We start from the raw sequence: 12,758 nt of genomic DNA, 5'->3' as shown, positions 1-12,758 counted from the left end.
CAGTTTAAGATAAACAGTACCTATATGGGAGAGAAGAACGAGGACTGCCCTGTGTTCTCATTCTTGATTTTTTCGTTTATGCTCTCATACATAATCACACGTTATTGTTGAGGGACAACCACCAAGGAGTGAAGGAACATGGCACAAGAAAAAGTTTTTCCGATGACTCACGAAGGAAAACAAAAACTTGAACAAGAATTAGAGCAATTGAAAACGGTTAAACGTAAAGAAGTAGTAGAACGCATTAAAATCGCAAGAAGCTTCGGAGATCTGTCAGAGAACTCTGAGTATGATTCTGCAAAAGAAGAACAGGCATTTGTGGAAGGGCGCATCACGACGCTTGAAAACATGATCCGCAATGCGAAAATCATCGAGGACGACGGCGGTTCAAATGTAGTCGGTTTGGGAAAAACCGTATCATTCATCGAATTGCCGGACGGTGAAGAAGAATCTTACACGATTGTCGGAAGCGCTGAAGCTGATCCGTTTGAAGGGAAAATTTCAAACGACTCGCCAATCGCCAAAAGCCTGCTCGGCAGAAAAGTGGACGAAGAAGTGACAGTTCAGACGCCGGGCGGAGAAATGCTCGTGAAAATTGTGAAAATTTCATAAGATCCGTTTAACATTGAAACACCTCGTCCAAAATGTGGATGAGGTGTTTTTTATGATCGTATCAAAAAGGCTGAAAACGGCCGTGATTTGTTTTCTGCTCGTGTTTTTCTTTCTGCTTGCGAGGCTGGCTGAAATTCAGCTGTTTTTCACAGAATCTTTTTCAAAATCCAATATTAATCTGATTCAGGAAAGCGTCAAGCAGCGGACGGAAGAAGTCCTTATTTCAGACGGACGCGGCTCTTTTCTTGATCGGAACGGCAAAGAACTGACCGGAAAAAAGCAGCCTGCCGTCATACTGTTTCCCTTTCTCGTGACGCAGGATTGGCCGGTTGACCGGGTATCAGACATTCTCGGAATGAAACAGGGGGAGCTCAGGCAGCTGCTCACGGAAGCGAAAAAACCGGTGGTCCTGAACAGCAGAAAAATAAAACATTTGACGAAACAATCCGTGTCAAATATCAATTCTTTGAAATATCCCGGCATTTACGGCGTATATATGAAAGACAGCAAAGAAACAAACATAGCCGCTCATCTGTTGGGCGCGACAAACCAGGACCCTGAGCTTTTGAAAAAGAAATACCCCGGCAGGAAGGAACTGCCGATCACGGCAAAGATCGGGACAAGCGGGATGGAGCGGACGTTTGATGAGTTTTTACTGGCGGATCAGGACACAAAACTTTTGTATCATGTCGACGGAAGGGGAAACCCTTTATTCGGAATGGACGTCAAATATACGGCTGAAGCAAACGCGTTTTATCCGCTGCAAGTCAAAACCTCCATCGACCGCAATATTCAAAAAGCAATGGAAGATGTATTGAAAGACCGCGGGTTAAAAAAGGGGGGAGCCGTCCTTTTAGACATTGAAAAAAGCAGTGTGCTCGGAATGGTATCAAAGCCTGACGCCGACATGTCAAAGCAGCAGACACTGCAAAATTACATGCTGACGCCGATTTATCCGGGATCAGTATTTAAAACGGTGATCGCCGCAGCCGCAATAGAACAAAACGAAGTGAAGCCGGGCACATCCTTTAACTGCAATCTCAACCTGTACGGAGAGCCGGGGGATGACAAAGGCACGCTCAGTTTTGGAGAAAGCTTTGCCCAAAGCTGCAATTATACGTTTACAAGCCTTGCGGAAAAATTGATCAAAAAAGATGATTCCGTTATTGAAAACATGGCGGAAAAACTCGGTCTCACCCAGCGGGCGGGGTGGGAAGGCAAGCTGTACCGGGAAGACGGATTCAGGCAGCTGTATAATGAAAAAAGCGGGGTCATTTGGGGAGATGACAAAGACAAAACCGTAAAAAAAGCCGTCGCACAGACGGCGATCGGGCAAAAAAACGTGAAAGTCACGCCTCTTGAAGTCGCCAATATGATGGCGGCGATCGCGCGCGGCGGTGAAAAAAAACAAGTCAAAATCGCGGACAAAATTGAATACAAAAACAAAACGACAATGGCGTCATTCAAAGATCAGCCGTTAAAAGGGGAAAACATCGACAAATATACGGCGCAGCAGCTTCAAAAAATTCTCAGAGAAGTCGTCACCTCACCGAAAGGAACCGGCCGAAGGTTTCAGGACCTGCCGTATGAGATAGCAGGCAAATCGGGAACGGCCCAGACGGGAATGTTCACAAAAGAAAAACAGACGCTTTACCACAAATGGTTTGCGGGATACTTTCCCGCGGACAAGCCGAAATACGCTCTCGTGGTGCTGCACATGGACACGCCGGGGGATAAGGCTCTGACAAATACAGTGTTTTATGATATTGTTAAAAAGGTACATGAAAATGAAATAAATCAGACATAGAACAACCGCTCAGCCCATGTTAAAATATATGCTGAGCAAGAGGGATAAAGGAGTGCAGAATGATTGAGCAATAAACAATCTCGTTTTGAAAACCGTGATAAGCGCAGAAAAGCAAATATGGTGCTTAACATTTTAATTGCTATCGTATCTATTCTTATTGTCGTCGTTGCCGTCAGCCTCTTCATTAACAGTCCGTCGAGCGACGTGAGCGAAAAAGCGGACACGAGCCAGAAGCAGGAAACACCTGCATCAGGCAAGACGAAGCAGACATCCGATGAAGACATAAAAGACAGCAAAAAAGATACGGCATCAGACGATGACAAAAAAGATAAACAGGATAAGGACACATCTGATTCATCTTCAGACTCTGACAGCAAAAAAGAAGATGATTCATCGAAAAGTGATGACAGCAGCAAAAAAGACTCTGATTCAAGCGATCCTTTTAAAGGCGCAAAAATAACAGAGGGCGGCTCATCAAGCGATGTCGAGAAAACAATTGTTAACCCAAAATGGAAAGCGGTCGGCACAAAGCAGACGGGAGAACATACGGCGACGTATGACTCAAGCTCTGAAGACTGGTCCGAAATGCTTGACGCCATCTCTTACGCAACAGGCGTGTCAAAAGATCATATGACAGTGCTGTGGCTCGGAAACAATGGAAGCCCGCAAGATGCGAAGGGTAAAGTTTTAGACAAAACGAACGGCAAAAAATATCAGGTCACCATCACTTGGAAAGACAAAAAAGGCTGGAAGCCGACAAAAGTAGAAACCTTAAAATAACCGCAAAAAAGCAGCTGATTATTCAGCTGCTTTTTTCTGTCATACGTCAGCTGAAAAATGCACCGACGCGCTGTAAAGGATTCTGCCGTCAACGGCCGTCACCTGATGGGATACGGAACGGACGCGAAGCATAATCGCCTGGTTGTTTTCAATCTGAACGTTTATTTTCTTTTCAAGCTCCTGCAAAGATGCCGCTTCGAAAAATTCTACTTTATCTTTGATTAAATCCAATTGAAAATTCATCAGTACAGATCCTCCTGATTTTTCTTCTGAGTCAATGAAAGTATAAGCCTTTCTGCCGTAATTGCGCAATAATCCCAAAGTATTTTAGTACCCTTCCATTCTTTTTTGTGATAGGATAGGAACTGTTCCACGATTAATCCATACTATACTCATAGGAATTATAAATTATGGAGAGTGAAAAATATGGGCCGTGAATTTATTCCTTTATTTGAAGATTGGGCAGCGACTTATGATGCCACAGTGCACGGGGCTGACAAACAATATGCCGCTGTTTTTAAAGGATATGACAGCATTCTTGACAGCATTGTCGCACTTTCAGGTTCAAACGTTTTAGAGTTCGGACCGGGAACGGGGAATTTAACGGCGAAATTAGCCGCCGCGAACAAAAAGGTGTTTGGTGTAGAACCGTCTCCGTCAATGAGAAAACTGGCGGCTGACAAGCTTTCTGACAAAGCCGTGTTCAGTGACGGAGATTTTCTGGAGTTTCCCGCTCCGCCTTTTCAAATAGATACCATCGTCAGCTCGTACGCCTTTCATCATTTAACCGATGAAGAAAAGCGAACGGCTGTAAAGCAGTATGGCGCAATCCTTCAGAAGCATGATAAAATAGTGTTTGCCGATACAGTCTTTAAAGATCATGAAGCTTATGATGTAGCCATTAAAAAAGCAATCCGAAACGGCTATCATCAATTAGCGGACGATTTAAAGACGGAACATTATCCGACACTCGGGACAATGAAAAACATCTTTTCAGAAGAGGGATTTGCCGCGCGGTTTACGCAGCAAAATGACTTTGTCTGGATAATGGAGGCGATTAAACGGTAAATCGAAGGGATTGTGTATAAATGAAACTGGCAGTCATCGGAGCAATGGAAGAGGAAGTTACGATTTTAAGAAGCAAACTGAAAGACGCAAAACAAGAGATGATCGCTCACTGTGAGTTTACAACTGGCAGCTATGAAGGCGTCGAAGTCATCTTGCTGAAATCAGGTATCGGGAAAGTCAACGCGGCGATCAGCACGACGCTTCTGCTTGACCGTTTCAAACCTGATTATGTGATTAACACAGGCTCAGCGGGCGGTTTTCATCATACATTGAATGTAGGCGACGTCGTCATCTCAACAGATGTCCGCCATCATGACGTAGATGTGACGGCGTTTGACTATGAATACGGACAGGTGCCGGGTCTTCCGGCAGCATACAAAGCTGATGAAAAGCTGATCAGTATTACTGAGGAAGCGGTTTCTGAACTGAACGGCATTCAAGTCGCCAAAGGCACAATCGCTACGGGAGATTCTTTTATGAATGATCCGAAGCGGGTTGAAGACGTACGCGCCAAATTTGCGGATTTGTACGCGGTTGAGATGGAAGCTGCGGCTGTCGCACAGGTGTGCCACCAGTTCAAAACGCCTTTTGTTGTCATCAGAGCTTTATCTGATATTGCCGGAAAAGAATCTGACGTTTCATTTGATAAATTTTTAGAACAGGCTGCCGTTCATTCAACTGAGCTTGTCCTGAATGTCATCAAACGAATTCACTAAGCGGGGGATTCTCGTTCTCCTCCGCTTTTCCAGGAGGAGGACATATATTGAACGTGATAACAGATATTACAGAACTGATCGGAAATACACCGCTGCTCCGTCTCAAGCATTTTGATATACCGGAGGGAACAGCGGTTTATGCTAAGCTTGAGATGATGAATCCGGGCGGAAGCATTAAAGACAGGCTGGGCGGGATGCTCATTGAAGATGCGCTTCGCACGGGAAAGGTGAAACCGGGCGGCGTTATCATTGAGGCGACTGCCGGAAACACCGGGATCGGACTCGCTCTGTGCGCCAGAAAGCATCAGCTTCGCGCCATTTTTTGCGTCCCGGAGCATTTCAGCAGAGAAAAGCAGCAAATTATGAAAGCTCTCGGAGCGGACATCGTGCATACGCCGAGAGAAGAAGGCATGCAGGGAGCCATCCGAAAAGCGCTTGAACTGGAGAGAGAGATTAATAATTCTTATGCCGTTCTGCAATTTAAAAACCGAGTAAATCCATTGACTTACTACAAAACGATCGGACCTGAAATATGGAACGCGCTCGGCGGGGATATCCACGCTTTTGTCGCAGGAGCGGGTTCCGGCGGCACCTTTGCCGGTACGGCAGCTTATTTAAAGGAGAAAAATCCTGCCGTCAAAACGGTGATCGTTGAACCGGAAGGCTCGATCCTGAACGGAGGAGAGCCGCATGCCCATAAAACGGAAGGCATCGGCATGGAGTTTATCCCGGATTATATGGACGAGAACCATTTTGACGCCATTTACACGGTGGAAGACGATACGGCGTTTTCGCTTGTCAGAGAAGCGGCTGAGAAAGAAGGCCTCTTAATCGGAAGCTCTTCAGGGGCGGCTCTTTATGCAGCGCTTGAAGAAGCGAAAAAAGCGCCCGCCGGATCAAATATCGTCACTATTTTCCCTGACGGCAGCGATCGATATATAAGCAAAAACATTTTTCAAGGAGGCCAGTAAGATGAAGAAAAAAACGCTGATGGTGCACGGAGGAATTACGGGAGATGAAAAAACAGGAGCGGTTTCCGTACCGATTTATCAAGTAAGCACGTACCAACAGCCGAAAGCGGGCGAGCACACGGGTTATGAATATTCAAGAACGGCCAATCCGACGCGGACGGCGCTTGAAAGCTTAATTGCGGAGCTTGAAGGCGGCGCGGCAGGATATGCGTTCGGCTCAGGCATGGCTGCGATTACTGCCGTCATGATGCTGTTTGACAGCGGCGATCATGTTATTATGACGGATGATGTATACGGCGGCACTTACCGGGTGATGACAGGCGTACTGAACCGCTTCGGCATTGAAGCGGACTTTGTCGATACGAGCAGCAAAGAAAAAGTCCAAAAAGCCATCCGTCCGAATACGAAAGCCATTTATATCGAAACACCGACAAACCCACTATTGAAAGTGACTGACCTCAAACTGATGTCTGACATCGCAAAAGAAGCGGGCGTATTGCTTATCGTCGATAATACGTTTTACACGCCGTATTTCCAACAGCCGCTCAGCTTCGGCGCGGACATCGTGCTTCACAGCGCGACAAAATATCTCGGCGGCCACAGTGATGTCGTCGGCGGCTTAGTTGTCACGGCTGATAAAGAACTGGGCGAAAAGCTTCATTATGTGCAAAACTCAACGGGCGGCGTTTTAGGACCGCAGGATTCATGGCTTTTGATGAGAGGGATTAAAACGCTGGGACTCAGAATGGATGCCATCAATCACAGCGCCGGAAAAATCGCCGAGCTGCTTGAAGCACATGATGCCGTTCAGACGCTCTACTATCCCGGATCAGCGAAACACCCGGGCCATGAGCTGACAAAAGCGCAAAGCTCCGGTTTCGGCGGAATGATTTCCTTTGATGTCGGCAGCAGCGAACGCGTCGACGCGTTTTTAGAAAAATTGAACCTGTTTACGATCGCGGAAAGTTTAGGAGCGGTTGAAAGCTTAATCTCCGTGCCGTCCAGAATGACGCACGCATCGATCCCGCGCGACCGCCGGCTTGCGCTTGGCATTACCGACGGGCTCGTGCGGATCTCGGTCGGTATTGAGGATACTGAGGATTTAACGGCGGATGTGAAACAGGCGCTTGATTCACTTTTATAAAGAATGGATAGATTTACATTCTCTGTCGGCTGTCAGCTTGTATTATAATGTTGGTAGACTATAAAACTGGCAGGTGACCTTATATGGAGAAGAAAAGACTGAAATCATTAATAGAAGATTTTAAGCATTACGCATTTATTCTGCTTGCAGTCAGCACCTTCATTTATATCGGCGCGGTTCTTCCCGGACAAGGGCTGACTGCGGGCCAGAAAATGCTGATGTTTGTAACGGATTGTGTATTTTTAGCGGGCGCTTATTTCTGCGTTGACCGTTCACTTATTTATAAAAAGAGGCTGGAAGAGGCCGATGAATAAAAAAAAGCCATTGTCTTTTGACAATGGCTTTTTCGTTTCTTATTCAGACGGGGTTTCGCGTAATTCTTTTCCCATCCCTTTTAAAAACTGCAGCCCGAAGCCGAGCGCGCGGTTAATATCAGGATCACCGACGGCTTTCATCAGTTCAAACATACTGACTTTCCTGTCCTCTTTTAAAAATCTTTGCGCCTGATCCGTCCCGGCCATGGCGCTTTCTAAAAGTCTGCCCATAAATTCGGGATCAGCTTTTGACAGCGCGCCTCCCGCGGCCATCATCGTATTCAGGAGATTGGTGACAGGTTCCCGGGAAATCTGTCCGAGTGCGATTTTGGCAATCTCCTCTTTTGCCTGGAGCATATAGCCGGCGGCATCAAAAATGCCCAAGCCATTCAGCTCTGCCATGATGGACATCGTTTTCGCGACAGCTTCTTCATTTTCTGCGAGAAGCGTCTTCAGTTCTTCCAGTTTTTCAGCTTTCAGCTGTTCCTCTGTTTTCGTTTCTTTTTGAATTTCAGTAATTGGGCTTGCCATAATGTTTCCTCCTTTCCTTAATCAGTTAAGTGCACATAGCCCGGACGGTTCCATTTTCGCTGAGCTTCCACACCGTTTTGCGGATGACGTTTTTTGTTCCGCGGATTTGTTTTCGGAAGCGGCGGAGTATCACAGGAACCAAGCACTTCCATGCGGACTTTTGTCTGCTTATAGGCAGGTGTATGTGTCCGTGAATCATACGCAGGCCCGGTCAGGAAATTAATCGCAGAATCTTTATCTGTAGAGTTCATCGGCAGATAAAGCTCATTTGCGCGGACGCGGTCTGTCACAAGCGCGTTCAATTTAACCGCCCCAAAAGGAGAGACGAGCCGGATCATTGTTCCGTCGCAAATTCCGCGTTCAGCCGCGAGCTCCGGCGATACTTCAACAAATACATCCGGAACTTTAGACTGAATGCCTTTTGACTTGTTTGTCATGTTTCCTTCGTGGAAATGTTCAAGCATCCGTCCGTTGTTAATATGCAGGTCATATTCTTCAGGGAATACAGCAGGCTCCACCCAATCGCTCAGCGCAAAACGGGCTTTTTTGTCCGGGAAGTTAAAGCCGTCTTCATAAAGAAGCGGAGTGCTTTCTCCCGTAAAGCTTCCCCACAAGAAGCTGTTCCAGCCGCTAAGAACGTCGTAACTTGCTTTTCCGAACAGCGGAGAAAGGCTCGCCATTTCTGAGAAAATGTCGCTAGGATGCGTGTAATTCCAATCAGCGCCTAAACGATTGGCGACTTCCTGAATAATCCACCAGTCGGGTTTTGCATCGCCGAGTGTCGGAAGCGCCTGATACAATCTTTGCACACGCCGCTCTGTGTTTGTAAATGTTCCGTCTTTTTCAAGAGATGGAACCGCAGGCAGGATGACATCCGCGTATTGCGCCGTTCTTGAAAGGAAAATATCCTGCACAACAAAGAAATCAAGGCTGGATAAAATGTCATGAACATGGTTGGCGTTTGAATCGACGAGCGCCATATCTTCACCGACGAGATACATGGCTTTCATGTTTCCTTCTTCAATCGCATGGAGCATTTCGATATTATCAAGACCCGGCTTGCCGTCAATTTCAACACCGTAAGCTTTTTCGAATTTAGCGCGTGCCGCATCATCGGTAATATGCTGATATCCCGGAAGCCAGCCTGGAAGAGTTCCCATATCGCAAGCGCCTTGAACGTTGTTATGTCCCCGCAGCGGATAGGCTCCGGCGCCCGGACGGCGGTAGTTTCCTGTGGCAAGCAGCAGGTTGGAAATCGCCGCTGATGTATCAGAGCCGCCTGTATTTTGAGTAACGCCCATGCCCCAAAGAACACAAGTGCCGTCTGCATCACGAATCATTTCGGCAATGCGGATGATCGTATTCTGAGAAAGTCCGGTGATGCGCTCCGCATATTCCAATGTGTATTTTTCCAGCGTTTCTTTATAATCATCAAAGTAGTTGACATTTTCATCAATAAACGCTTGATCGTGCCAGCCTTGGTCAATCATATATTTCGTTACTGCCATGAGCCAGACCTGGTCAGTCCCTTGTTTCGGGCTGATAAAGAGGTCGGACCGTTCAGCCATTTCATTTCTGCGCAGATCGGCAACAATCAGTTTTTGGCCGTGCAGTTTATGGGCGCGTTTCACGCGTGTGGCCAGAACCGGATGTCCTTCCGCCGGATTGGCGCCGACGATGAGCACGAGGCCCGCTTTTGCGATATCTTTAATTGTGCCGGCGTCTCCGCCCATACCGACGGTGCGGAATAAGCCGTCCGTTGCCGGTGACTGGCAGTAGCGTGAGCAGTTATCCACGTTGTTGGTTTCAAATACTTGACGTGCCAATTTTTGAATGACGTAGTTGTCTTCATTCGTAATTTTAGAAGAAGAAATAAAACCGACAGAACCATTTCCGTGTTCGTCCTTGATCGAACCGAGTCTTGAAGCGACAAGATCAAGAGCTTCTTCCCATGACGATTCAACAAATGCGCCGTTTTTCCGGATAAGCGGTTTTGTAATCCGTTCTTCCGAATTCACGAAGTCCCAGCCGAATTTCCCTTTCACACAAGTGGAAATCGCGTTAACCGGAGCATCGGAAACAGGCTGAATTTTAAGGATGTCACGTCCTTTTGTCCATACTTCAAAAGAGCATCCGACGCCGCAGAACGTGCAGACTGTTTTCGTTTTTTTCGTCCGTTTATCGCGCATAGCCGCTTCCACTTCAGACACGGCGAAGATGCTTGTATAGTCGGGTTCAACATTTTTCACTAAATCAATCATCGGTTCCATGACATCTTCTTTTATACCTGTCATAAATCCGGCTTGGCCGAGCATTGATTTTTCCATCAGTGCGTTACAAGGACAGACAGTGACACACTGGCCGCAGCTGACGCAGGAAGATTCATTAATGGCGACGCCTTCATCCCAAATGACCCGCGGGCGGTCGCGCTCCCAATCAATTGAAAGGGTCTCATTCACCTGAAGGTTTTGACACACTTCCACACATTGGCCGCAGGCGATGCATTGGTTCGGATCATAGCGGTAAAACGGGTGAGACATATCAACCGCGCACTTTGAATCATCTTTCGGCGTATACGGATATTTCTGATGCTCAATTCCCATCATTTCCGCTGTATTATGCAGTGTGCAGTTGCCGTTGTTGTTATCGCATACCGTACAGTAAAGCAGGTGATTCTCGAGCAGGCGGTCCATGGCCTCTGTCTGAGCCTCTTTTACCCTTCCCGACGTAAGCGAGATGGACATCCCGTTTTCTGCAGCCGTGGAACAAGAGCGCTGCAATTTCCCGTTTACTTCAACAATACAGGTGTCACATGTTTGAATCGGATCCACTTCCGGTACATGGCATATTTGCGGAATCTCAATTCCGTTTTGGTTTAAAATATCTAAAATCTTAGACCCCTCTGGTGCTTCATACTCCGTGCCGTCAATTTTGACACGGATAGACTGAACGTCTGTCACTTCCAATTCCCCTCCATCTTTTAAACTCGAAAAAAAGCCATGCACATAGATACCGGCCTCCTGTACGGAAAACGGTATAAATACGCATGGCGGAATAGTTCACTAGCAAGTCTTACTAACAGACCAATCCTATTTGTATAAAACGATAGACTCATAACACGTTTCCTATTACAAATCCATCTTCACTGCTTTTATTATAAGGTGATATTTATTATAATACAATACGAAAGGAAAACTTTAACCAGGTGAAATGTCACAAAGGGGAACCGGGAATGTCTTTCATAGGCTAAAATCGGAGGGGACAATATGTCTAAAAAAATTCATGAATTTAACGATATTATCCGGAAATTGCGCAAAGAATTATTTGGAAAGGGGCCTGAACGAATTCACACCGTTTTTGTGGATAACATGGCGGTATCTACACTTTACGGCAATCTAAGCGCAAGTGAGCAGTTTATCGCACGCACGCCTGAAGGAAGAGAAATGGTTCATGCGGCGCGTACCAGCTTAATTCAGGAACTGTATTCAAAACAAACGCCTGACGGAATGGAAGAGCTCATCGGAGCAAAGCTTGTGCATCTGTTTTCAGATATTAAAATAGAGGAAAATATTGCCGTATCGGTGTTTGTCTTTGACCGCTCAATTGAAGAGCATAAAGAAGAAATCAAAAGCTGACAATATTCAATTGACACGAAATTGTCACATTTGATATGATATGAACTGCCAGCAGTGGCCTAAGGACGATTTTTTATGGAATGTGTGCATGATCTGTACATATTCTATACCGCATATTTTCATTCTGCTTGATATTGTTGTATGGGTATGCATACAAGTTAGGCAGCATTCAAACCCCGTTTTTTCAGACGGGTTAGTTGAATGCTGCCTTTTTTGTTAGGCGTCTTTGGAAACTGCGGGCTGAAATGATAAATGGAGGGGTTATTATGGCTTTTCGTAAACCGGACGAAATAGCGGAGCTTGCGGTCGAATCAGGGGTAAAAAAGGTGCATTCACCGCTTTCAGCACTGATTGTATTAGGATTTTTGGGAGGAGCGTTTATCGCACTCGGTTATTTGCTTGATATCCGTGTCATCGGCGACCTTCCGAAAGAATGGGGAAGCCTGTCGAGTTTAATCGGGGCGTCCGTGTTTCCCATCGGATTGGTGCTCGTTGTTCTTGCCGGCGCGGAGCTGATTACGGGAAATATGATGTCGGTATCCATGGCGCTGTTTTCCAGAAGAATATCCGCCGGTGCATTAGTGAAAAATTGGGTGATCGTGACGTTGATGAATCTTGTCGGCGCACTGTTTGTCGCTTACTTTTTCGGACATGTTGTCGGATTAACCGAAACAGGACCTTACTTGGAAAAAACGATTGCGGTCGCACAAGGCAAATTGGATATGCCGTTTGGAAAAGTCATTGTTTCGGCGATCGGCTGTAACTGGCTTGTCTGTTTGGCTGTCTGGCTTTCTTTCGGCGCAGAAGACGGAGCCGGAAAAATCGCGGGTATATGGTTTCCGATTATGGCGTTTGTCGCAATTGGTTTTCAGCACGTTGTAGCCAATATGTTTATCATCCCGGCTGCGATATTTGCAGGTTCTTTTTCGTGGGGTGATCTGATTGGCAATCTCATTCCGGCCTTTATCGGGAATGTCATCGGCGGGGCAGTGTTTGTCGGTCTTATTTATTTTATTGCATATTCAAAAAAAGATCAGAAAAAGCAAGGGATGAAAAGAGTTTCCTGAGGTAAGAAAGATGCCGGAAAACACGGACAATTGAAGCAGAATGCCAGCACATTTTCCGTCCAAATCTTGAAAAAAATGTTTACAAAATGGAAGCTGATGGATATACTTACAAA

At 46.3% G+C, this 12,758-nt stretch carries 13 protein-coding genes; 10 read left to right on the top strand and 3 right to left on the bottom strand.

Annotated features, from left to right (window positions below; genetic code table 11):
- Positions 1-138: 138 nt before the first annotated feature.
- The 3 genes from greA (at position 139) to BR62_RS0108715 (ending at position 3,199) form a co-directional block, all read left to right on the top strand.
- Positions 139-612: a transcription elongation factor GreA gene (greA, locus tag BR62_RS0108725; protein WP_003152766.1), complete on the top strand. Its 474-nt coding sequence runs from the start codon at positions 139-141 to the stop codon at positions 610-612.
- Between the two features lie 52 nt (positions 613-664).
- On the top strand, positions 665-2,419 hold the full coding sequence (locus BR62_RS0108720) for a peptidoglycan D,D-transpeptidase FtsI family protein (protein WP_015417895.1): 1,755 nt from the start codon (positions 665-667) through the stop codon (positions 2,417-2,419).
- 63 nt (positions 2,420-2,482) lie between these two features.
- A complete protein-coding gene (locus BR62_RS0108715) occupies positions 2,483-3,199 on the top strand; it encodes a YrrS family protein (RefSeq protein ID WP_015240279.1) in 717 nt (238 codons plus the stop codon).
- A gap of 39 nt (positions 3,200-3,238) precedes the next feature.
- Here BR62_RS0108715 and BR62_RS0108710 read toward each other — a convergent pair whose 3' ends face one another.
- Positions 3,239-3,442: a YrzA family protein gene (locus tag BR62_RS0108710; RefSeq protein ID WP_003152771.1), complete on the bottom strand. Its 204-nt coding sequence runs from the start codon at positions 3,440-3,442 to the stop codon at positions 3,239-3,241.
- 183 nt (positions 3,443-3,625) lie between these two features.
- Between BR62_RS0108710 and BR62_RS0108705 the strand changes: the two genes are divergently transcribed.
- The 5 genes from BR62_RS0108705 to BR62_RS0108685 all read left to right on the top strand — a co-directional run bounded on the left by BR62_RS0108705 (position 3,626) and on the right by BR62_RS0108685 (position 7,412).
- Complete coding sequence (locus BR62_RS0108705) at positions 3,626-4,267, top strand: class I SAM-dependent methyltransferase (protein ID WP_020956135.1); 642 nt, start codon at positions 3,626-3,628, stop codon at positions 4,265-4,267.
- A gap of 20 nt (positions 4,268-4,287) precedes the next feature.
- On the top strand, positions 4,288-4,983 hold the full coding sequence (gene mtnN, locus BR62_RS0108700; protein WP_003152774.1) for a 5'-methylthioadenosine/S-adenosylhomocysteine nucleosidase: 696 nt from the start codon (positions 4,288-4,290) through the stop codon (positions 4,981-4,983).
- A 47-nt stretch (positions 4,984-5,030) separates the two neighbouring features.
- Positions 5,031-5,954: an O-acetylserine dependent cystathionine beta-synthase gene (locus BR62_RS0108695; RefSeq protein WP_032866645.1), complete on the top strand. Its 924-nt coding sequence runs from the start codon at positions 5,031-5,033 to the stop codon at positions 5,952-5,954.
- Between the two features lies 1 nt (position 5,955).
- Entirely contained in the window at positions 5,956-7,098 is a 1,143-nt protein-coding gene (locus tag BR62_RS0108690; protein WP_032866647.1) for a bifunctional cystathionine gamma-lyase/homocysteine desulfhydrase, read from the top strand.
- 83 nt (positions 7,099-7,181) lie between these two features.
- Complete coding sequence (locus tag BR62_RS0108685; protein ID WP_012118061.1) at positions 7,182-7,412, top strand: YrhC family protein; 231 nt, start codon at positions 7,182-7,184, stop codon at positions 7,410-7,412.
- Positions 7,413-7,451: 39 nt separating this feature from the next.
- On the opposite strand, the gene BR62_RS0108680 is transcribed toward BR62_RS0108685, so the two are convergent.
- Entirely contained in the window at positions 7,452-7,943 is a 492-nt protein-coding gene (locus tag BR62_RS0108680; RefSeq protein WP_003152780.1) for a helical membrane plugin domain-containing protein, read from the bottom strand.
- A gap of 17 nt (positions 7,944-7,960) precedes the next feature.
- Complete coding sequence (gene fdhF, locus BR62_RS0108675) at positions 7,961-10,903, bottom strand: formate dehydrogenase subunit alpha (protein WP_156097776.1); 2,943 nt, start codon at positions 10,901-10,903, stop codon at positions 7,961-7,963.
- Positions 10,904-11,209: 306 nt separating this feature from the next.
- On the opposite strand from fdhF, the gene BR62_RS0108670 reads away from it, so the two are divergent.
- Both BR62_RS0108670 and BR62_RS0108665 read left to right on the top strand, forming a co-directional pair.
- A complete protein-coding gene (locus BR62_RS0108670; protein ID WP_007408224.1) occupies positions 11,210-11,578 on the top strand; it encodes a Na-translocating system protein MpsC family protein in 369 nt (122 codons plus the stop codon).
- A gap of 266 nt (positions 11,579-11,844) precedes the next feature.
- Positions 11,845-12,645 carry a formate/nitrite transporter family protein gene (locus BR62_RS0108665; protein WP_007408225.1) on the top strand — a complete coding sequence of 267 codons (801 nt, stop codon included), beginning with the start codon at positions 11,845-11,847 and terminating at the stop codon, positions 12,643-12,645.
- Positions 12,646-12,758: the final 113 nt, after the last annotated feature.

The sequence above is a fragment of the Bacillus sp. UNC69MF genome (genome assembly GCF_000746035.1).
Taxonomy (GTDB): domain Bacteria; phylum Bacillota; class Bacilli; order Bacillales; family Bacillaceae; genus Bacillus; species Bacillus velezensis.
The sequence above is the reverse complement of the archived record's forward strand: the minus strand, read 5'-3'. Positions and strand labels throughout refer to the sequence as shown.

Coding starts and splice junctions, on each gene's coding strand:
- greA (WP_003152766.1), top strand. CDS start 139: ATGGCACAAGAAAAAGTTTTTCCGATGACTCACGAAGGAAAACAAAAA.
- BR62_RS0108720 (WP_015417895.1), top strand. CDS start 665: ATGATCGTATCAAAAAGGCTGAAAACGGCCGTGATTTGTTTTCTGCTC.
- BR62_RS0108710 (WP_003152771.1), bottom strand. CDS start 3,442: ATGAATTTTCAATTGGATTTAATCAAAGATAAAGTAGAATTTTTCGAA.
- BR62_RS0108705 (WP_020956135.1), top strand. CDS start 3,626: ATGGGCCGTGAATTTATTCCTTTATTTGAAGATTGGGCAGCGACTTAT.
- mtnN (WP_003152774.1), top strand. CDS start 4,288: ATGAAACTGGCAGTCATCGGAGCAATGGAAGAGGAAGTTACGATTTTA.
- BR62_RS0108690 (WP_032866647.1), top strand. CDS start 5,956: ATGAAGAAAAAAACGCTGATGGTGCACGGAGGAATTACGGGAGATGAA.
- BR62_RS0108685 (WP_012118061.1), top strand. CDS start 7,182: ATGGAGAAGAAAAGACTGAAATCATTAATAGAAGATTTTAAGCATTAC.
- BR62_RS0108680 (WP_003152780.1), bottom strand. CDS start 7,943: ATGGCAAGCCCAATTACTGAAATTCAAAAAGAAACGAAAACAGAGGAA.
- BR62_RS0108670 (WP_007408224.1), top strand. CDS start 11,210: ATGTCTAAAAAAATTCATGAATTTAACGATATTATCCGGAAATTGCGC.
- BR62_RS0108665 (WP_007408225.1), top strand. CDS start 11,845: ATGGCTTTTCGTAAACCGGACGAAATAGCGGAGCTTGCGGTCGAATCA.